This window comes from Pantoea sp. EABMAA-21 (assembly GCF_030053335.1).
Classification (GTDB): domain Bacteria; phylum Pseudomonadota; class Gammaproteobacteria; order Enterobacterales; family Enterobacteriaceae; genus Pantoea; species Pantoea communis.
Map to the genome: position 1 here is coordinate 167,916 of NZ_JASGBX010000006.1, position 17,742 is coordinate 185,657.

Annotated in this window: 24 protein-coding genes; 11 read left to right on the plus strand and 13 right to left on the minus strand. The window is 53.6% G+C overall.

Translation table 11 applies throughout. The features are described 5' to 3' along the window. Positions 1 to 185: 185 nt before the first annotated feature. From QMZ65_RS11180 to QMZ65_RS11195, 4 genes are read right to left on the minus strand one after another with little or no spacing between them, the layout of a single operon-like run. Entirely contained in the window at positions 186 to 1,286 is a 1,101-nt protein-coding gene (locus tag QMZ65_RS11180; protein WP_034821966.1) for an ABC transporter permease, read from the minus strand. Between the two features lie 2 nt (positions 1,287 to 1,288). After that, a complete protein-coding gene (locus QMZ65_RS11185) occupies positions 1,289 to 2,803 on the minus strand; it encodes a sugar ABC transporter ATP-binding protein (RefSeq protein WP_283216030.1) in 1,515 nt (504 codons plus the stop codon). After that, positions 2,803 to 3,414, minus strand: a complete 612-nt coding sequence (locus tag QMZ65_RS11190; RefSeq protein ID WP_097119203.1) for a DUF2291 family protein — start codon at positions 3,412 to 3,414, stop codon at positions 2,803 to 2,805. Before QMZ65_RS11190 ends, QMZ65_RS11185 begins: the two co-directional genes overlap by 1 nt. A gap of 13 nt (positions 3,415 to 3,427) precedes the next feature. After that, positions 3,428 to 4,369: a D-ribose ABC transporter substrate-binding protein gene (locus QMZ65_RS11195; RefSeq protein WP_034821972.1), complete on the minus strand. Its 942-nt coding sequence runs from the start codon at positions 4,367 to 4,369 to the stop codon at positions 3,428 to 3,430. Positions 4,370 to 4,552: 183 nt separating this feature from the next. Between QMZ65_RS11195 and QMZ65_RS11200 the strand changes: the two genes are divergently transcribed. Then, positions 4,553 to 5,500, plus strand: a complete 948-nt coding sequence (locus QMZ65_RS11200; RefSeq protein WP_283215994.1) for a sugar-binding transcriptional regulator — start codon at positions 4,553 to 4,555, stop codon at positions 5,498 to 5,500. 59 nt (positions 5,501 to 5,559) lie between these two features. Here QMZ65_RS11200 and emtA read toward each other — a convergent pair whose 3' ends face one another. Next, the gene (gene emtA, locus QMZ65_RS11205; RefSeq protein ID WP_075564066.1) at positions 5,560 to 6,189 is read right to left on the minus strand and encodes a membrane-bound lytic murein transglycosylase EmtA; all 630 of its coding nucleotides are present in this window, start codon (positions 6,187 to 6,189) and stop codon (positions 5,560 to 5,562) included. A gap of 163 nt (positions 6,190 to 6,352) precedes the next feature. Here emtA and ldcA point away from each other — a divergent pair, with 163 nt between their 5' ends. Next, entirely contained in the window at positions 6,353 to 7,276 is a 924-nt protein-coding gene (ldcA, locus tag QMZ65_RS11210; RefSeq protein WP_097119201.1) for a muramoyltetrapeptide carboxypeptidase, read from the plus strand. 23 nt (positions 7,277 to 7,299) lie between these two features. Next, entirely contained in the window at positions 7,300 to 7,962 is a 663-nt protein-coding gene (locus QMZ65_RS11215; RefSeq protein ID WP_038647517.1) for an MBL fold metallo-hydrolase, read from the plus strand. On the opposite strand, the gene QMZ65_RS11220 is transcribed toward QMZ65_RS11215, so the two are convergent. The 4 genes from QMZ65_RS11220 to QMZ65_RS11235 form a co-directional block, all read right to left on the minus strand. Next, on the minus strand, positions 7,963 to 8,376 hold the full coding sequence (locus tag QMZ65_RS11220) for a GNAT family N-acetyltransferase (RefSeq protein WP_038647520.1): 414 nt from the start codon (positions 8,374 to 8,376) through the stop codon (positions 7,963 to 7,965). It abuts the gene before it with no gap. A 22-nt stretch (positions 8,377 to 8,398) separates the two neighbouring features. After that, on the minus strand, positions 8,399 to 8,782 hold the full coding sequence (locus QMZ65_RS11225) for a hypothetical protein (RefSeq protein WP_034821987.1): 384 nt from the start codon (positions 8,780 to 8,782) through the stop codon (positions 8,399 to 8,401). Between the two features lie 131 nt (positions 8,783 to 8,913). Next, positions 8,914 to 9,135, minus strand: coding sequence for a YgdI/YgdR family lipoprotein (locus QMZ65_RS11230; protein WP_058962298.1), 222 nt, complete (start codon positions 9,133 to 9,135; stop codon positions 8,914 to 8,916). 175 nt (positions 9,136 to 9,310) lie between these two features. Further along, entirely contained in the window at positions 9,311 to 9,490 is a 180-nt protein-coding gene (locus QMZ65_RS11235; protein ID WP_034821992.1) for a hypothetical protein, read from the minus strand. Positions 9,491 to 9,692: 202 nt separating this feature from the next. Between QMZ65_RS11235 and QMZ65_RS11240 the strand changes: the two genes are divergently transcribed. After that, positions 9,693 to 10,022, plus strand: coding sequence for a hypothetical protein (locus QMZ65_RS11240; RefSeq protein ID WP_034821995.1), 330 nt, complete (start codon positions 9,693 to 9,695; stop codon positions 10,020 to 10,022). Positions 10,023 to 10,082: 60 nt separating this feature from the next. Next, positions 10,083 to 10,634: a hypothetical protein gene (locus tag QMZ65_RS11245; protein ID WP_211727794.1), complete on the plus strand. Its 552-nt coding sequence runs from the start codon at positions 10,083 to 10,085 to the stop codon at positions 10,632 to 10,634. Positions 10,635 to 10,659: 25 nt separating this feature from the next. Here QMZ65_RS11245 and QMZ65_RS11250 read toward each other — a convergent pair whose 3' ends face one another. Continuing rightward, a complete protein-coding gene (locus QMZ65_RS11250; protein ID WP_211727793.1) occupies positions 10,660 to 10,866 on the minus strand; it encodes a DUF2767 family protein in 207 nt (68 codons plus the stop codon). Between the two features lie 183 nt (positions 10,867 to 11,049). Between QMZ65_RS11250 and QMZ65_RS11255 the strand changes: the two genes are divergently transcribed. Further along, positions 11,050 to 11,298, plus strand: a complete 249-nt coding sequence (locus tag QMZ65_RS11255) for a DUF883 family protein (protein WP_034822005.1) — start codon at positions 11,050 to 11,052, stop codon at positions 11,296 to 11,298. A 32-nt stretch (positions 11,299 to 11,330) separates the two neighbouring features. On the opposite strand, the gene QMZ65_RS11260 is transcribed toward QMZ65_RS11255, so the two are convergent. Together QMZ65_RS11260 and QMZ65_RS11265 are read right to left on the minus strand one after the other, a co-directional pair. Further along, positions 11,331 to 11,528 carry a hypothetical protein gene (locus QMZ65_RS11260; protein ID WP_038647530.1) on the minus strand — a complete coding sequence of 66 codons (198 nt, stop codon included), beginning with the start codon at positions 11,526 to 11,528 and terminating at the stop codon, positions 11,331 to 11,333. A gap of 100 nt (positions 11,529 to 11,628) precedes the next feature. After that, positions 11,629 to 11,826 (minus strand): DUF6404 family protein, encoded by a 198-nt coding sequence (locus QMZ65_RS11265; protein ID WP_283215995.1) that lies wholly within the window; start codon positions 11,824 to 11,826, stop codon positions 11,629 to 11,631. Between the two features lie 206 nt (positions 11,827 to 12,032). On the opposite strand from QMZ65_RS11265, the gene QMZ65_RS11270 reads away from it, so the two are divergent. Continuing rightward, on the plus strand, positions 12,033 to 13,289 hold the full coding sequence (locus QMZ65_RS11270) for a mechanosensitive ion channel family protein (RefSeq protein WP_283215996.1): 1,257 nt from the start codon (positions 12,033 to 12,035) through the stop codon (positions 13,287 to 13,289). A 59-nt stretch (positions 13,290 to 13,348) separates the two neighbouring features. On the opposite strand, the gene icd is transcribed toward QMZ65_RS11270, so the two are convergent. Further along, entirely contained in the window at positions 13,349 to 14,599 is a 1,251-nt protein-coding gene (icd, locus tag QMZ65_RS11275; protein WP_038647536.1) for an NADP-dependent isocitrate dehydrogenase, read from the minus strand. Positions 14,600 to 14,730: 131 nt separating this feature from the next. Between icd and rluE the strand changes: the two genes are divergently transcribed. From rluE to hflD, 4 genes are read left to right on the plus strand one after another with little or no spacing between them, the layout of a single operon-like run. Further along, on the plus strand, positions 14,731 to 15,369 hold the full coding sequence (rluE, locus tag QMZ65_RS11280) for a 23S rRNA pseudouridine(2457) synthase RluE (RefSeq protein WP_236699797.1): 639 nt from the start codon (positions 14,731 to 14,733) through the stop codon (positions 15,367 to 15,369). Positions 15,370 to 15,414: 45 nt separating this feature from the next. After that, positions 15,415 to 15,888 (plus strand): NUDIX domain-containing protein, encoded by a 474-nt coding sequence (locus QMZ65_RS11285; RefSeq protein WP_097119197.1) that lies wholly within the window; start codon positions 15,415 to 15,417, stop codon positions 15,886 to 15,888. Between the two features lie 41 nt (positions 15,889 to 15,929). Next, the gene (gene mnmA, locus QMZ65_RS11290) at positions 15,930 to 17,042 is read left to right on the plus strand and encodes a tRNA 2-thiouridine(34) synthase MnmA (RefSeq protein WP_283215997.1); all 1,113 of its coding nucleotides are present in this window, start codon (positions 15,930 to 15,932) and stop codon (positions 17,040 to 17,042) included. Positions 17,043 to 17,077: 35 nt separating this feature from the next. Continuing rightward, positions 17,078 to 17,719: a high frequency lysogenization protein HflD gene (gene hflD, locus QMZ65_RS11295; RefSeq protein ID WP_200571356.1), complete on the plus strand. Its 642-nt coding sequence runs from the start codon at positions 17,078 to 17,080 to the stop codon at positions 17,717 to 17,719. Positions 17,720 to 17,742 lie beyond the last annotated feature (23 nt).

Here is a 17,742-nt window from a genome sequence, read left to right on the forward strand (position 1 = left end):
TTTTAAAGCGTTATTGAATATATATTCAAAGCAGGTAAAAAAATTTACCCGGATTTTTCCCCTGAATAAGCTGAGTTGCGGGAAGGCGGCCAGCTCGTCAATCCCCCAGGAGCTTACTCAGGTCAGTGACTGGGGTGAGCAAGCGCAACCGACGCACCTGCGGCTCGGCTTATGACGGGTAACAATTAACCTTTGGCCTCACCTTCCTGAATCAATGCCTTCTGCGCCACCACGGCGGCCTTTTGCTGCATGCGGCTTTGCATTTGATCGATGATCACTGCCACGATAATCACGATGCCTTTGATCACCATTTGCCAGAACTCGCTGACGCCCATCATGATCAAACCATCCGCGAGGAAACCGATGACAAATGCCCCTACCAGCGTGCCGAGAATGGTGCCGCGCCCGCCAGCCAATGAAGTACCGCCCAGCACGACCGCCGCAATCGCATTCATCTCGAATGAGGTGCCGTTCGCCGGATGGCTGGCCACCAGCTGCGAGGAGACCACAATGCCGGCAATCGCCGCACAGAAACCTGAAATGGTGTAAACCCAGATTTTCACCGACTTCACTTTGACGCCCGAGAGTTCCGCTGCACGCTCGTTATCACCAATCGCATACACCTGACGGCCAAACGGCAGGCGACGTGCTACATAGGCAATCACCAGCGCCAGCACCACCATCATCCAGATCGCCCACGGTAAGCCGAGAAAATACCCCGCACCGATTTTGTCGAAACCGGTGTTACCTAGCAGCGGATTGCCCTGCAAGCCGGGGAAGGTTTCGCCGCCGGAGGTCAGCATCGCCGCCCCGCGCAGGATGTACATGGTGCCCAGCGTGCAGATAAACGGGGCCACGTTGTATTTGGTGATGATCCAGCCATTCACCGCGCCAATCAGTCCACCCACCACTAACACCACGGGCACAATCACCCAAACGCTGGGAAAGATGGCGATGCCAAACATCGGCAACACAATGCCTTTGGTAATCAACCAGCCGGCAATCATGCCGCACAGGCCCAGCGTGGCGCCAATGGAGAGATCAATTCCCGCAGTGATAATCACAAAGGTGATGCCGAGCGCCAGAAACGCATTGATGGCGATGTGTTTGACCATGATCACCATGCTACCCACGGCGAGGAAATCCGGCACGGTGATGGCAAAGAAGCCGACGATGAGGAACAACGCGATAAAGGTGCGCAGTTTTAACAGCAGCAGAATCATGCCTTCACGCGAGTTGAAAACCTTACCTGGCGAAGCGAGCGCCATTGCGCCATTGTTTTTCATGCTCAGAACCCCTGTGCACTTGCTCTAACCAGCGCCGCCTCTTCCGCTTCCGCGCGCGGCAGGTCAGCTGTCAACTTGCCGCCAGACATCACAAGAATGCGATCGGCGACGGCCATAATTTCTTTTAAATCGGAGGTGGAGAACACCACGGCAATGCCCTGCTCTGACAGTTTCACCATCATGCGAAACACTTCCGCTTTGGCACCCACATCAATGCCCCGGCTCGGCTCATCCAGCAGCAGTAAACGTGGATTGGTGAGCAATGAACGGCCAATCACCACTTTCTGCTGGTTGCCGCCACTCAGCGCACTGATCGCCACGTCGGGTGACGATATTTTGATGGCCAGATTGCCTACCGTACTGTTTACCGCTTCGCGTTCAGCTTGTTCGGCGATAACGGTGCGATGCGATAAACGTCGCCACAGGCTGGCAATGGTGAGATTGCTGGCCACAGAGGAGACCGGGAAAATACCGGCCCGTTTGCGATCTTCCGGCACCAGGCTCATGCCCATACGAATACGTTCGGCCGTTGGCAAGCGTGTGGGTAACGGTTTACTGTCCAGCCACAGTTTGCCGAGATAGTTGCGCTGGCTGCCGAGCAGGCACTCAAACAACTCGGTGCGCCCCGCGCCCATCAGGCCATAAATGCCGACGATCTCCCCGGCGCGCACATTGAAACTGACATCGTCCACCAGTGTATTGCCATGGACACTGACACAGGTGATGTGCTCGGCTTCCAGCACCGCCGCCCCGAACTGACGATTAGGCGGCAGAAAGTTACTCACCGGTTCGCTGCCGAGCATTTCACGCACGATCCACGGCACATCGATGTCGCTGACCTTCGCTTCCGCCTGAAAGCGACCGTCGCGCAGGATGGTGATCACATCGCCAATCGCCATCAGCTCTTCCAGCCGATGTGAGATATAAATGATGGAAACCCCCTGCCGCGTCAGTTCGCGGATCACCCGGAACAGGATCTCCACTTCGGTTTTGCTCAACGCCGAGGTCGGCTCATCCAGAATTAAGATGTCGGCGTTTTCTGCCAGCGCTTTGGCAATTTCCACCAACTGCTGCTGACCCACTTTCAGGTTGCCGACCATCTCGTCCGGTGAAATTGGCTGGTCGAGACGTTGCAATAACGCAGCCGTGCGTCGCTTCTGTTCAGCTTCGTTAATCGGGCTGATGCCGCGCTGGATTTCCCGTCCCAGAAAGATGTTCTCCGCCACGCTGAGGTTTTCGAACAGGTTGAGTTCCTGATGCACCATGCCGATACCGTGGCGGGCGGCGTCTCGCGTACTGCTCAACACCACTTTTTCGCCGTTAAGGAACATTTCGCCGCTGGTGGGCTGCTGCACCCCGGCGAGGATCTTCATCAGCGTGGATTTACCTGCCCCATTTTCACCGATGATGACGTTCACTTTGCCGCGCCACACGCGATAATCGACACGGTCCAGCGCCAGGGTGCCCGGAAACAACATCGACATCTGTTTGGCCTGCAGGATGATTTCATCGCTCATCATGGATTCCCTTGCTGCAACTGAATCGCCACCACGTCATTCACCTGATTCGGCTCCATACTGACGGCTAACAGCGCCTGCACCGGTTTGCCGACCCAACTGGCATCCACCGGCGGTAGTTGCTGAACGGCATGACGATTCAACGCTTTAGTCAGCTGTGCGTATTGCACCTGATTGGTGAACTCTTCAAAGCGATAGCCCGCCGCATCACGAATTGCATTACTGCGCAGTACCGGCCCAATCAACACCTTGACCGGTTTGCCATTGATGGTGACAGTCAGGCTGCGTTCGCGTTCGTTGCTGTTATCAAAGGCGGTGACGGTTCCTCCGGCACGCACAAACACGCTTTCGCTGCCCCCGGCCTTGACGATATGACTTTTGGTTTCCATATCCGCCCAGCTCAGCGCCTGCTTCTCAGCCGGTTGCTGTACCCGGCTGGCCCAGCTCGATTCGGCGATCTGCTGTGGCGTCTGGTTGCTATAGCCGGGTTTGGCATTCGGATCTTTCGGCATGATGGGATTGCCGTTTGCATCGAGATCCACCACGGTGCAGGCGGTCAATATCAGCGATAAGAGCCCAACCATCAGCCCGGTTGCTGCTTTTCCCTTCATGCCGACCTCCGTCTTATTTCGCCAGGTTGAAGTTTTTCAGCTTCGCGGCGTTACTGTCGTCGATCAGCACGCAATCCATCAGCTGCTTCTCTTCTTTTTGCGCTTTGCCGTTTTTAAGGTAGTAATCCACCTGCTCAACCGCCATTTGTGCCTGATCCCAGCCCGGCTGCAGCACCGTGGCTTTGATGTTGCCTTTATTGATGATGGAATCGCGCGTGTAATCGCTGCCGTCAAAGCCCACCACAATTACGTTGGTTTTACCGGCGGCTTTCAGCGCGGCTTCTGCCCCCAGCGCCATGGTGTCATTCCCGGAAATCACCCCGACAATGTTGGGATTTTTCTGCAGAATGGTTTCCATGCGGCTAAAGGCTTCGGTCTGGCTCCAGTTGGCACTCTGCTGCGCCACCATCTTCATATCGGGATAGTCATCCAGCACGTCGTGATAGCCCTGTGAGCGCACGCCCGCGTTGGTGTCCGACTCTTTGCCCAGCAGCTCAACGTAGTCGCCTTTGCCGTTCAGCAACTTAGCGAACTTCTCTGCGCCCAACTGCGCGCCCTGATAGTTGTTAGAGACAATCTGCGCCACGGCGACGCCGGTTTTGTTGATCTCGCGGTCAATCAGGAAGGTGGGGATTCCGGCATCTTTGGCTTTTTGCACCGGGCCAACGGTGGCGTCAGCACCGGCGTTATCCAGAATGATCGCTTTGGCTTTACGCGCGATGGCGGTTTCGATCAGCTGGTTCTGTTTGTTCACGTCATCATCGTGCGAGGCCACCAGCGTGGTGTAACCGAGCGCTTTGGCTTTCTCTTGCGCGCCATCGGCTTCAGCTTTAAAGAACGGGTTATCGTGAGAAGGCGTGATGATAGCAATCAAGCCCTTTTCTGCCGCCAGCGTTGCCGCTGAAGCTAACATCAGTGAAGCCAGTAGGGTCATTTTGAGGACAGAAGCTTTCATTGATTTTTCTCCGCTTGAATATATATTCAATTGCGATTTTATATGCATAATGACTATGCGCTGGCTTCCTGAACTCGTCCATCGCGCGATCCTGAAAAAGCGAAAACGATCACAAAATGTTCTGCGTTGTTATTTATGACAGCCTGATTAACAATACCAGGCAGGTTAAGAGAGAGAAAAACCATGGCAAAACAGGACGAACAGCGGCTGATGGTAAAAATCGCCACGCTTTATTATGTGGAAGGCATGAAGCAGTCCGATATTGCGCAACTGCTGAAGCTGTCGCAATCCTTTGTGTCACGCATCCTCAATCGCAGCGTGAAAGAAGGCGTAGTGAAAATCAGCGTGGTGCCACCCGCCAATGTCTATCCCGAACTGGAGAAGGCGATTGAGCAGCAGTATCAGCTACCACAGGTGATTGTGGTCGATGTGCCGGATCAGGCTTCCGCGCTGCAAATTAAACAGGCGATTGGCTCAGCAGCGGCGCACTATCTGGAAACCCGCCTGCGCGCCGATGAACTGATCGGCATTTCATCATGGAGTGGCACCATTCGCGCGATGGTGGACGCGTTGCATCCGCTGAGTGCGCCCTGCAAAGGCGTGATCCAGCTGCTTGGTGGGGTGGGTGCGAACGGCAACGTGCAGGCCACCATCCTGACGCAGAATCTTGCGGCGCTACTGGATTGTCCGGCCTGGTTGCTGCCGTCGCAGTCGATTGAGCATTCAGTGCAGGATCGTCAACGCTTATCAGTAAACCCAGACGTGGCCGTGGTGCTGGAAAAGTTTGATCAAGTGGATCTGGCGATTGTCGGCATTGGCGATCTTGAGCCTTCCGCGCTGCTACGCAATTCCGGCAACTACTATGACGGCGAGATGCTGCGCACGCTGGCCGAGCGCGGTGCGGTGGGCGATATCTGTTTGCATTATTTTGATACTGACGGAAAACCGGTGTTGAACGCCGAGGAAGATCCGGTGATTGGCATGGAGCTGGCGCAGGTTAAACAGTGTGCGCAAGTGGTGGCACTGGCGGGCGGCAAAGAGAAAGCCCTGGCGATTCGCGGAGCGTTGCGCGGTGGATATGTGAAAGTGCTGATTGTGGATTATCCCACCGCACGATTGCTGATGGAATGACCGATTTAACAGGTTGCTTTAAGGCGCGGCCCTGACGAGCCGCGCTTCGCAAAGCCGACTTATCCGATGGTTCGGTAGGCCGTTGTGACCTTCCACAGATAACGTGGTGCCTGTGCCGCCGGATGTTTATCCTGCACATGCTGATAGAATTCGTCCGGCGTCATCGAGTTGATCATCGCAATCGCCCGATCGCGATTCCGTGAGAAGGTGCGCAGCAACGCACCAGCACCGTTGGCGTAAGAAACGATGGTGGCATAACGCAGCGTGAGTGGATTTCGAATACCGGCCAACTCAGAATCCTGCAGCAGCTTGAGATATGCCGCACCGATATCGATATTTCTCGCTGGATCGCGCAATTCCGAAGACGTCGGCTGACCGTGACGTCCCTGAGTGCGATACACCGCACGCCCCGCCGTTGAGGCTTTAATCTGCATCAACCCTACCGCGTTTGAACGGCTGGTAACGGTGGGATTGCCCCCGGATTCGACACTAATAATGGCGCTGATTAACTTCTCATCAACGCCATAATGACTGGCGGCATCTTCGGTAAACATTGACCATGCATCATTCACTTTCGACGGTGGTGCCTGGGTTAATGGCGTATTTTTCTCTGGCACGACCGTTTTTTCTGGCTCACTGGCACAGCCCGCGAGCAACAGCGCAGATAGCATAAGTAGTCGAATTTTCACTGATTTTTGGTTCCGCAATAGAGTTGGCGCAAGCTATCATACCTGGCGCAGCGCAATGCAAAATTACCGTTTATCCTAAATACGTAAAAAACCTTGTGCTGCCGTGACATCGGTAACGGATTTCGCCATCATCGGCAGGCCACTTTAAATCAGGATGAACGCTATGCTTTCCCCCCGATCTATTCGTCTAATCGCCCCCTCCGGCTATTGCCATAATCAGGATGCGGCCCAACGTGCAGTGAGTCGTTTACAGGCTCAGGGACATCAGTTGGACAACTTATCAGCGATTACACGCCGCTTCCAGCGTTTTGCGGGCGAAGACGGGGAACGGTTGAATGATGTGAACCAGCTGGCAGCACTGAGCACGCTGCCCGATATTGTGCTGGCGGTGCGCGGTGGGTACGGTGCCTCGCGTTTGCTGGATCAGATTGATTATGTCGCTCTGCAGCGCCGGCTGCTCAATCAACCTATCGCGCTTTGTGGACACAGTGATTTCACCGCGATTCAACTGGCGTTACTGGCGCAAACCGGGCTGGTGACCTTCAGCGGCCCGATGCTGGCCGGCAACTTCGGCGCAGAGGCATTATCCGAATTTACCCTGTCACACTTTTGGCAGGCGCTCTCTTCTCCTACAGTCAATATAGGCTGGCAGACCCACAGCCCGGATGCGGGACGCTGGCAAGGGACCTTGTGGGGTGGCAATCTGGCGATGATCTGCTCCCTGATCGGCACACCCTGGATGCCACAAATTGAAAACGGCATTTTGGTGATCGAGGATGTGAATGAGCATCCTTTCCGCATAGAGCGTATGCTGATTCAACTGCAACAGAGCGGCATTCTGGCGCGCCAGCGGGCGATCATCACCGGCAGTTTCACCAGCACGTCACTGTCGGCTTATGACAATGGTTTCGATTTTGCCAGCGTATGGCAACGCATCCGCGATGAATATCAGCTACCGGTGATCAGCGAACTGGCGTTTGGCCACGATGCCGACACCGTCACGCTGCCGCTGGGTGCCAGCGCCACCTTACAGCTTGAACAGGGCGAAGCACAGCTTGCCTTCACCGGCCACCCGACATTGCGCTAACGTTTTGCCGCAGGAGACCGACATTGAAGCCACTGTACGAAGATTTGTGGATCTCCACCCCGGAATTTCCCGCCGAAGAGACGGCGCAAGATTTAATGATGCATGGCTTTATGCTGCGCCATCCGCGCGGCAATCTGGTCATCGGCCGTGTCGAGCATCCGCTCGATCATGAGTTTCTCAATGATGCGGGCGGGGTGATTCGCCACTACCTCACCCACTGGCATGAAGCCGCGCCCGGCGCCGTGGCGATCCAGCAGCGTTTTAACAGTGCGCTCTACTGTCACAGCCGTTCACTGGGGCCGGTCAGTCTGATTGTCGAACCTGATGAGACCTTCATTCAGCAGGAAAGCCACTTTGGTGATTTCCATCTGCTGCCCACACCCGGCCACACGCCGGGCAGCTGCAGTTACCTTTATCACTCCCCGCTGGGCCAGACCTATCTGTTCGTTGGCGATACCTTGACCTGTGACTACAACCGCTGGATCAGCGTGTTGGTACCGGAGAGTAATCCGCTGGAGTTACAGCAATCACTGGAGCTGTACCGCGCGCTGCGCCCGGATGTCGTGCTGATGAGTACCACGCGTGGTCACTTATCATGGGCCAAAGTCGATTTGCAGAGTTGGCTGGCGGCGATTGATGAGGCAGAGCAATCGCCGCTGGATTTACGCCAGCAGCCACTAATCTAGTTACAGCGATTTACTGAGGTAATGACGCTGATGCAGACGCGGATAATTATCGAGGCTAAAGCGTAAGGTGTAGCCCATCTTTTCATAGAACGGGCGCGCCTGGAAACTGGCCGTATCAACCTGCGCATAAAGGCAACCACGGGCGCGGGCTTCTGTTTCGGCGGCCTGAATCAACTGTGTACCAGCGCCCTGCCCACGTAACGCATCGCCGACCCATAGCAGGTCGATGCGCAGCCAGTTACCAAAGGTGGAACCGGTCAACCCGGCCAGCTTGCGACCAGAAGCATCCTTAATGAAGACGCCAATCGCCTGCATCTCACTGGGATCGATAAAGCGGCTGTTATATTCGGTGAGGCCGAGACGAACATCATCCAGATCCTCTGCGGTAACGGTGTCGGTTACGCTTAATTGCATCGTCTTCTCCTTTGACTGGCAACTATGAATTGGGGCGCTGGCTATCGTCGTAACGTTCCAGCGAAAGAATTTCCGCATCGCGTTTTTCGGTGCGATTGCAGGGGATGAGTTTATCGCTATCGGCATAGACAAAGAACGTATCGTCATTGTTTTTGTTCACAATCAGCTGATCGCCATTACGAAAACGCGTGATCGCCACTTTATCACCGCCTTGCAAACGCGTGCGCTGTTGCCCTGCTGCAATTTGAAAATGACGTGTTGGCCACATCAGCGTACTTAAACCGTATTCCGCACGCGATACCGTCATGGTCGGGCGCCCCGGACAGGTAATTTGAAATTCGGTTTCGCTCCAGGCCGGCGCGATATGGCACGCCATTAAGCCAACGGCAATAGCTATCGCCTTCATTGGATCTCCGCTGAGGTTAGATGATGATTTCGTTGGATTTTATGCAGAGAAGCGTAACACAGAAAAAAGCGTTAAAACGAATAATGGCCCGTTGAGTACGGGCCTGCAAGGATAGAAGGGTAAAGGAAACGTTAGTTAACCGAGTTCATATCTTTGATTTGATTACGGTTTATCTGCTGTTCTTTACCATCAATATCTTTGTAAGTAATCATGCCGGTATCTTCATCCACTTTAGGTTTACCCTGCACCACAATGGTTTGCCCATCGGTGGTGTGCATGACGTGATCGGATGCGCAGCCCGCCAGCAGTAGGCCGAGGCTAAAAGTACCAATTAAAAGCAATGTCTTTTTCATCTCATCCTCCTTTTAGATTCATTGTCAGGTTTAGCACAGCGCGCAGTAATGTGAACCAGGAGAAAGATTAATCTGTGCAGAACAATCGCTGCGCATCAGCCGATATCGACTGAGCAGCAGCTATATTGCATGGATTTCCATCGCAAACGGATGGGGAAGGAATGACCGAAAGGGATTACTCTGCTGCAACCTGTGCGGCGACTAACATTAACGCCAGACCCGCATCTTCCGGATCGAAGCCTTGCATCACTTCTTGTATGGCCGCTACACAGTTCATTACCTGCTTTTTTTTGTCGGCTTCTAATTTATCAATCGCGTGCTGAAGAATCATTAAACTGGCTTCTTCTTCTTTCATAGATTTGCCCTTGTTTTGCTTACCTGATGCGCAACGCTGGCAAGAATAACGTTTATCTGCTACCAAAGTCACCCCTTTACATTCTTACCGCTTAACGATTAAGCAAATGACAAATGGGAAGCGGTGCCAGACCTGCTATGATCAGCATATCAGTGGGCATTGACGGGCCACTGCAAACAAGGAATCGAACCAGGACAGGATCATGTTGCGAATCACGGTAGTACTCACCCTTTTATTATTGGCTGGTTGCAGCTCCACGCCCAAAGGTGTCGACTGCCCGGGCGAAGTCGCGACCATTTATGGACAATCAATGGGGCAGACGCAGGCGCGCATCTTCGATTTGGTGAATGCCTTTACGGTCACGCGTGATGGCGTGGCGGTGAAAAGTGGCACATTGCACTCCAGCGATCGTTTCCAGTATGTCCCTTCTGCCGTGACGCCTGAGGGCTTCACCGCTCAGCGGCTGTCAGATAAGCAATTCCGTCTGATCAACCCTTATCAGAACACCATGATTACCTGGACGTGCCCTTAAACGTGCTTAGCCGGGAAAGATGGTTTATTGTCAGGCTTCCTCACGCTGCGGACCTGTACTATGGAAAAGAGTCTGGACAATAACGGCTACATCGATTTCCCCTTCCCCGCTTCCACCAACGCGGATGGTTCGGTGAATCCTTGTGGATTTGACCTCACGCTGCAGACCGATCGCATCGACGAAATCTCAGCGGGTAAACATTCCGAAAATTTACGGCGTTTACTGGAAGAGGTGAATTTGCAGGAGGGGGTATTTATGACCTTAGCCTGTGACTGGCAGCAGCGTGATGACGGCGTGTGCGGATTTATCGATGTGGCATTACGCCCGGCGCTATCGAGTGGCAGCAGTGAGGAGACGCAAAGTCTGGATCAGGCATTTGAACTCTATCTGAGCCGACAAGAGAAGCAGCACAACATGCAGAGCGGCACCCTGGTCAATTACGCCCGCGCCGTGCTGGATTGGGGCTGGTCACCTTTGCATCAGCGTCATATGCGCTATGAGAAAGTCACCGTTCGCTATTATTGTCAGCAAGCCGACGATGCCGAGTGGTGTTTCGATCATCTTCGCCATTTTTTGGTGACCTGGTATCCGGCTTATCGCGGCAATCCCTAAGGGCGTCTCGTGACACCCTTAGGGATTAGGGTTTGACCAGACGAATCGCATGCTCCAGCATCCGCTGTTCGTCGCGTTCATCATGCGCGCGATGATGGCGGGTTCGCTGCAATAAATCGGTGATTTCAGCGCGTTTAGTTTCGTGGCCACATTCGGATAGGACAATCACCGCGTCGCCAATGACCCGACACACTTCATCGTAATCGTCTTCATTTAATACATCACGTTTCATCTCTCCTCCTGGTGTGACACGGCCTGATTTCCGCAAATCAAAAGGCCTGCTACTTCGTTTAAGCCTGGACAGAGTTCAACAATCCTGCAAACCACTGTTACAACCTCGTTGGCCTGCGGGTTGCTGGTCTGAAAATCTGTGACTACGCTGAATCGTAATATTCACAACCAGCAGGGAGTCATCATGACTGATAAAGCGGAAGCAAAATTGAATGAAGCAGCGGGCGCAGTTGAAGAAAAAATCGGGGAATGGACCGGCTCTCGCAAACATCAGGCTAAAGGTGCCGCGCGTCGTTATCCCGCGCAAGCCAGTTATGCTGTGCAGGATGCAGCAGATTGCGTGGTCAAATCGGTACGTGATAATCCGGCAACTGGCCTGGCGGTAGCGGCCAGCATCGGCATTATTGTCGGTTTCCTGCTGGGCAGGAAATAAGCGGCGAAGGGGGGCCTTTCTGGCCCCAACGCTTATTGATGATGACCGGCCTCATCCAACCTTTCCTGAATATGTTCATCCGGCGTCTCTGCCACATCAGCCGTGCTGTTATTCACATCCAGATGACGCCCCTGGTGCACAGTGATATTCACTGGCACGTCAGGTAATTGCGCACAGCTGCCAAATGACACCAGTAAAAAGAACCACGCGGCTAATGACGTCTTTGCCATCTTCACTTCCACCCACACTGTTTTGAGTCGGGCCAGATTGCCTGACAGAGTGCAAATTAGCGTCAGTGCTGCGCAAAGCTGTGTGGGAAGATGTGAGCAATCAGGCTTGCGAACGGCGTGCTTTGAAGCGCGCCACCATGGTCATCAATGCCTGATAAATCAATCCAGCGTACAAGCTTTTCACCACCACCATACTGATGGCCTCACCGTGCGCCTGCCACGAAGTGAACCACATGAAAATGCCCCACAGCAGCGAAAACAGCAACCAGCCCTTAACGAATTTGATGACACCTTGCATACCACCTCCAGAATCTGAAGCGCAGAACATAGCGGGTTTTGCCAGAAAAGGCACGACGAAGGGTTCATGGATGCTATCTGTTTCAAAGTTTTGCGAAATGTATTGTCAGGCGCGAACCGCCGTTAAGAAATTGCGCACTTGTCGCATACAGTATGATCACAGTTTGTGATTGAATCCCCGCCAACGTTGTCAGGCATGTTGTGAATATGAATTATTTAAGCGATATCCAGAAATTTATTGAGAGTAACACCCTGCTATCCACCACTTTTAGCTTGCTGCTGCTGGTGATCGCGGGGATGGTGACGCATCTGATCTGCAAATTCTTTGTGGTAAAGGTGGTGCGCAAGGTCTTCTTCAGCACACACAAAAAACAGGTTCCACTTGATAAAGATGTGCGGCTATCTGAAAAGCTCTCAAACTTTATTCCGGTGATCACGGTCTATTACCTGCTGCAGTTTATGCCAGATCTGCCCGAGCATCTGCTGATTGCTATTAAGACTATCTGCGGCATTTTGTTCTTTGTTTATCTGTCGCTGTTCTTCACAGAAGTGCTGGAGATTGTTAACAACTCCTACTCCCGCAAATCAAAGCGTAAGAATCACTCGATCAAGGGCTATATTCAGGTCGGCAAGATCCTGGTGCACATTATTTCGGCTATCATGATTCTGGCCATTATGTCGAATAAATCGCCAGTGATTATTATCTCGAGTTTGGGTGCGGTTGCTGCGGTATTGATGTTGGTGTTCCAGCACACCTTAATGTCGCTGGTGGCGAATATTCAGGTGTCATCCAACGATGTGCTGCAACTTGGTGACTGGATTGAGATGCCGGATAAAGGCATTAGCGGCGAAGTGATTGATATTGCACTGCACACCATTACGCTGCGTAACTGGGATAACACTTTGTCACGCATCCCGACGAAAAACTTCCTCACCGAAACCTATACCAACTGGCAGGCGATGTTCTCCTCCGGCGCGCGCCGTATTATGCGTAGCTTCCACCTCGACCAAATGTCGATTCGCTTTCTCGATCACGAACTCATTCAGCAGATGAGCCAGATTCGCGGTGTTAACGAGCAGCTGTCAGCGTTAATGGATGGCCGTGACAGCAATGCCGTGGGTGACCGCTGGTTTGCCGAAAACGGCATGACCAACTTGACGGTGTTCCGCAAATATCTCACCGCGTGGCTGTCGCAGCGCGATGATATTAAGCAGGATATGTATATCGTGGTGCGCACCATGAAGCCCTCGCCGGAAGGTTTACCGGTAGAAGTCTATTGCTTCACCTCGTCGATATTTTGGGTGGAGTATGAGAACTCGCAGTCAGCGATCTTCGAATATATCTATGCGATTGTCGGCCAGTTTGGCCTGCGCATGTATCAGCATCCGGGCGGCAATGATTTCTGGCGCTTGTCGCAGCAGCATGCGTCATCCGCCAAATCTGTTGAACAGCAGGCCGATTAACTTAGCGCATAAAAAAACGGGAGCCATAGGCTCCCGTCTCAATTTCTGGCTGGCAGAAATTACATGTTCGCGATGATCGCGTCACCAAACTCTGAACATTTCAGCAGTTTAGCGCCATCCATCAGACGCTCGAAGTCATAGGTCACGGTCTTAGCAGCGATAGCGCCTTCCATGCCTTTAACAATCAGGTCTGCGGCTTCGAACCACTCCATATGACGCAGCATCATTTCTGCGGACAGGATAACGGAACCTGGGTTCACTTTATCCTGGCCAGCGTACTTAGGTGCCGTACCGTGGGTTGCTTCGAACAGTGCGCACTCGTCACCGATGTTCGCGCCAGGTGCGATACCGATACCACCAACCTGTGCCGCCAGGGCATCAGAGATGTAGTCACCGTTCAGGTTCATACAGGCGATAACGTCGTATTCTGCTGGACGCAACAGGATCTGCTGCAGGAAGGCGTCAGCGATCACGTCTTTAACGATGATCTCTTTGCCAGTGTTTGGATTCTTGAACTTCATCCATGGACCGCCATCGATCAGCTCGCCGCCGAACTCTTCTTTCACCAACTGGTAGCCCCAGTCTTTGAATGAGCCTTCGGTGAACTTCATGATGTTGCCTTTGTGAACCAGGGTCAGAGAATCACGATCGTTGGTGATGGTGTACTCAACCGCAGCACGCACCAGACGTTTAGTGCCCTCTTCAGAGCACGGCTTCACGCCGATACCACACTGTTCTGGGAAGCGAATTTTCTTCACGCCCATCTCTTCGCGCAGGAACTTGATCACTTTGTCCGCTTCTGGCGTGCCCGCTTTCCACTCGATACCCGCATAGATATCTTCTGAGTTCTCACGGAAGATCACCATGTCGGTATCTTCTGGGCGTTTAACCGGGCTTGGGGTGCCGGTGTAGTAGCGAACCGGACGCAGACACACGTACAGATCCAGCTCCTGACGCAGCGCCACGTTCAGAGAACGAATACCGCCGCCAACTGGCGTAGTCAGTGGGCCTTTGATGGCAACGCGGTACTCTTTGATTAAATCGAGGGTTTCTTGCGGCAGCCAGACGTCCTGGCCGTAAAGTTCTACTGATTTCTCACCAGTATAAATTTCCATCCAGGAAATTTTGCGCTCGCCGTTGTAGGCTTTCTTCACAGCGGCATCAACCACTTTCAGCATAACAGGGGAAACATCAACGCCGATGCCATCACCTTCGATGTAAGGAATGACTGGGTTATTCGGAACAGTGAGTTTGCCCTGAACCAGGGTGATTTTTTGACCTTCCGCCGGAACAACTACTTTGCTTTCCATCAACCTCTCCTTCGAGCGATTTTTTGTTAATGATTTGTAAGATGCGGGTCAATACTACTTGAATATTTCCGCTACGCCAATCACCGCAGTTTCGCGTTATAATGCGCCGATTGTTTCTGACTGCAAAGCCCATGCGAAAAACTTCTCAACGAATTCACCAGGATAAGCGTCCAAACACCGCAGCACGCCAGCCCGTGCGCCGTGACACACGTCCAAAAGGACCGCGACGCGTCATACTCTTTAACAAACCTTTCGATGTTTTACCGCAGTTCAGTGATGAAGCGGGACGCCGCACGCTCAAGGATTTCGTGCCGGTTAGCGACGTTTATGCCGCCGGCCGCCTCGATCGCGACAGCGAAGGTTTGATGATTCTGACCAACGATGGCGCGCTACAGGCGCAACTTACGCAGCCCGGAAAGCGCACCGGAAAAATCTATTATGTGCAGATTGAAGGTGCACCACAGGAATCAGATTTATCCCTGTTACGCAACGGCGTCACCCTCAATGATGGACCCACGCTGCCTGCTGGCGTGGAATTAGTCACTGAACCAGAGTGGCTGTGGCCGCGCCAGCCGCCGATCCGCGAGCGTAAAGCGATCCCGACCAGTTGGTTGAAAATCACCCTGTACGAAGGACGTAACCGTCAGGTGCGGCGCATGACGGCGCATATTGGTTTTCCCACCTTACGCCTGATTCGCTTTGCCATGGGCAAATATCAACTGAACGATTTAGCCCTGGGAGAGTGGCGCGATGTCAGTGCCAACGTTTAGATCACGACTTTTCAATAACTTTTAGTTAACAATTTCGGAGGAAGGATGTTTAAACCTCATGTAACCGTAGCCTGTATTGTGCAGGCACAAGGCGAATTGCTGGTGGTTGAAGAGCGTGTTCACGGACGCATTACCTGGAATCAGCCGGCGGGTCATCTCGAAGCCAATGAAACGATTTTAGAAGCGGCGCAGCGTGAGTTGTTTGAAGAGACCGGCATTGACGCTCAACCTGAGTATTTCCTCGGTGTGCAGCAGTGGATCGCGCCTGACGATACACCTTTTGTGCGTTTCCTGTTTGGCCTCGATCTGCCAGAAAAATGCGAGACGTCCCCGCACGATCGCGACATCGATTGCTGCTGGTGGCTGCCGCCAGAGCAGATTCTGACGGCGAATCGCCTGCGTTCACCGCTGGTCGCTGAGAGTGTACGATTGTGGCAGCAAGGCGCACGTTATCCGCTGCAACTGGTGGCGCCGTTCCAATGGCCGTTTCACGAAGGTGCGCGCCCGGCTTCGGCATGATAGAATGCGCCGCCTGTTTTTATCGTAATTAAGAGTGCGTCATGTCTGACAACAGCCAGAAAAAAGTGATCGTCGGGATGTCCGGCGGCGTCGATTCTTCCGTATCCGCCTGGTTACTGCAACAGCAGGGCTATCAGGTTGAAGGCCTGTTCATGAAGAACTGGGAGGAAGACGACGGCGAGGAGTATTGCACCGCCGCTGATGATCTGGCTGACGCTCAAGCCGTGTGTGACAAACTCGGCATTAAACTGCACAAAATCAACTTCGCGGCTGAGTACTGGGATAACGTGTTCGAACACTTCCTGGAAGAGTACAAAGCGGGCCGCACGCCTAACCCCGATATTCTGTGCAATAAAGAGATCAAATTTAAAGCCTTCCTGGAATTCGCGGCTGAAGATCTCGGGGCAGACTTCATCGCCACCGGTCACTATGTGCGCCGCGCCGATGTGAATGGCACCAGCCAGTTACTGCGCGGTCTCGACGGCAATAAAGATCAGAGTTACTTCCTCTACACCCTGAGCCATGAACAGATTGCGCAAAGCCTGTTCCCGGTGGGTGAACTGGAGAAGCCTGAAGTGCGCCGTATCGCTGAAAAACTGGATTTGATCACCGCGAAGAAGAAAGACTCGACCGGCATCTGCTTTATCGGCGAGCGCAAATTCCGCGACTTCCTTGGTCGTTACTTACCTGCACAACCGGGCGAAATCGAAACCGTTGAGGGTGAGATTGTCGGTGAGCACCAGGGGCTGATGTATCACACGCTGGGTCAGCGCAAAGGATTGGGTATTGGTGGTCGCAAAGAGAGCAACGACGATCCCTGGTATGTGGTGGACAAAGACGTGGCGCGCAATCGTCTGGTGGTGGCTCAGGGTGCGGAACATCCACGCCTGATGTCTGTGGGTCTGATTGCTCAGCAACTGGATTGGGTCGATCGCCAAACAATGACGGCCCCGCTGCGCTGCACGGTGAAAACCCGTTATCGTCAGACCGATATTCCATGCGAAATTATCCCGCTCGATGCCGAGCGTATTGAAGTGCGTTTTGACGAGCCGGTTGCGGCCGTCACGCCTGGCCAGTCGGCCGTATTTTATCTGGGTGATGTTTGCCTCGGCGGCGGCATTATTGAACAGCGCCTGCCCCTGGCAGAAGCCTGAGGTCGGCGCTGCCGACGCGATGACAGGAGTTAAGCGTGGCTAAGAACTATTATGAGATAACGCTCGCGCTGGCGGGTATTTGTCAGTCCGCGCATCTGGTGCAGCAATTAGCGCACCAGGGCAGTTGCAACAATGCCGCATTAACCGTGTCGCTGCGCAGCCTGCTGGATCTGAACCCCGGCTCGACGCTGGCGGTCTTTGGCAATGATGAAGCGAATCTGCATCTCGGTCTGGAATCGCTGATGGCGGTGTTGAACAGCGGCAGCCGCCAGGGTGCCGGGGCCGAACTGACACGTTACACCCTGAGTATGATGGTGCTGGAGCGCAAATTGCACGGCAACAACGCGGCGCTGAACACCCTTTCTCAGCGTATTGCGCAGCTTGATCGCCAACTCGCGCATTACGAGCTGGAATCTGAAACCATCACCAGTGCCATGGCAGGGATTTATGTCGATGTCATTAGCCCACTGGGTCCGCGCATTCAGGTCACCGGTTCGCCGCAGGTATTACAGAATTCTCAGGTACAAAGCAAAGTACGCGCTACCTTGCTGGCAGGCATTCGTGCCGCTGTGTTGTGGCAGCAGGTTGGCGGTGGCCGCCTGCAGCTAATGTTCTCGCGCCAGCGTCTGCTGCGTGAAGCCAAAACCATTTTATCCCGGTTGGGCCCGGCGTATTAAGCGCCACCCTGCCCTAATTTGTT

What these genes read in the sequence shown, in the direction of transcription:
- QMZ65_RS11190 (WP_097119203.1), bottom strand. Translation starts at nt 3,414, where the DNA reads ATGAAGGGAAAAGCAGCAACCGGGCTGATGGTTGGGCTCTTATCGCTG.
- QMZ65_RS11285 (WP_097119197.1), top strand. Translation starts at nt 15,415, where the DNA reads ATGTTTAAACCTCATGTAACCGTAGCCTGTATTGTGCAGGCACAAGGC.
- QMZ65_RS11245 (WP_211727794.1), top strand. Translation starts at nt 10,083, where the DNA reads ATGGAAAAGAGTCTGGACAATAACGGCTACATCGATTTCCCCTTCCCC.
- QMZ65_RS11250 (WP_211727793.1), bottom strand. Translation starts at nt 10,866, where the DNA reads ATGAAACGTGATGTATTAAATGAAGACGATTACGATGAAGTGTGTCGG.
- QMZ65_RS11255 (WP_034822005.1), top strand. Translation starts at nt 11,050, where the DNA reads ATGACTGATAAAGCGGAAGCAAAATTGAATGAAGCAGCGGGCGCAGTT.
- QMZ65_RS11270 (WP_283215996.1), top strand. Translation starts at nt 12,033, where the DNA reads ATGAATTATTTAAGCGATATCCAGAAATTTATTGAGAGTAACACCCTG.
- QMZ65_RS11240 (WP_034821995.1), top strand. Translation starts at nt 9,693, where the DNA reads ATGTTGCGAATCACGGTAGTACTCACCCTTTTATTATTGGCTGGTTGC.
- QMZ65_RS11260 (WP_038647530.1), bottom strand. Translation starts at nt 11,528, where the DNA reads ATGGCAAAGACGTCATTAGCCGCGTGGTTCTTTTTACTGGTGTCATTT.
- mnmA (WP_283215997.1), top strand. Translation starts at nt 15,930, where the DNA reads ATGTCTGACAACAGCCAGAAAAAAGTGATCGTCGGGATGTCCGGCGGC.
- rluE (WP_236699797.1), top strand. Translation starts at nt 14,731, where the DNA reads ATGCGAAAAACTTCTCAACGAATTCACCAGGATAAGCGTCCAAACACC.
- QMZ65_RS11230 (WP_058962298.1), bottom strand. Translation starts at nt 9,135, where the DNA reads ATGAAAAAGACATTGCTTTTAATTGGTACTTTTAGCCTCGGCCTACTG.
- QMZ65_RS11185 (WP_283216030.1), bottom strand. Translation starts at nt 2,803, where the DNA reads ATGAGCGATGAAATCATCCTGCAGGCCAAACAGATGTCGATGTTGTTT.
- QMZ65_RS11225 (WP_034821987.1), bottom strand. Translation starts at nt 8,782, where the DNA reads ATGAAGGCGATAGCTATTGCCGTTGGCTTAATGGCGTGCCATATCGCG.
- QMZ65_RS11180 (WP_034821966.1), bottom strand. Translation starts at nt 1,286, where the DNA reads ATGAAAAACAATGGCGCAATGGCGCTCGCTTCGCCAGGTAAGGTTTTC.
- QMZ65_RS11265 (WP_283215995.1), bottom strand. Translation starts at nt 11,826, where the DNA reads ATGCAAGGTGTCATCAAATTCGTTAAGGGCTGGTTGCTGTTTTCGCTG.
- QMZ65_RS11200 (WP_283215994.1), top strand. Translation starts at nt 4,553, where the DNA reads ATGGCAAAACAGGACGAACAGCGGCTGATGGTAAAAATCGCCACGCTT.
- QMZ65_RS11220 (WP_038647520.1), bottom strand. Translation starts at nt 8,376, where the DNA reads ATGCAATTAAGCGTAACCGACACCGTTACCGCAGAGGATCTGGATGAT.
- ldcA (WP_097119201.1), top strand. Translation starts at nt 6,353, where the DNA reads ATGCTTTCCCCCCGATCTATTCGTCTAATCGCCCCCTCCGGCTATTGC.
- QMZ65_RS11195 (WP_034821972.1), bottom strand. Translation starts at nt 4,369, where the DNA reads ATGAAAGCTTCTGTCCTCAAAATGACCCTACTGGCTTCACTGATGTTA.
- icd (WP_038647536.1), bottom strand. Translation starts at nt 14,599, where the DNA reads ATGGAAAGCAAAGTAGTTGTTCCGGCGGAAGGTCAAAAAATCACCCTG.
- QMZ65_RS11235 (WP_034821992.1), bottom strand. Translation starts at nt 9,490, where the DNA reads ATGAAAGAAGAAGAAGCCAGTTTAATGATTCTTCAGCACGCGATTGAT.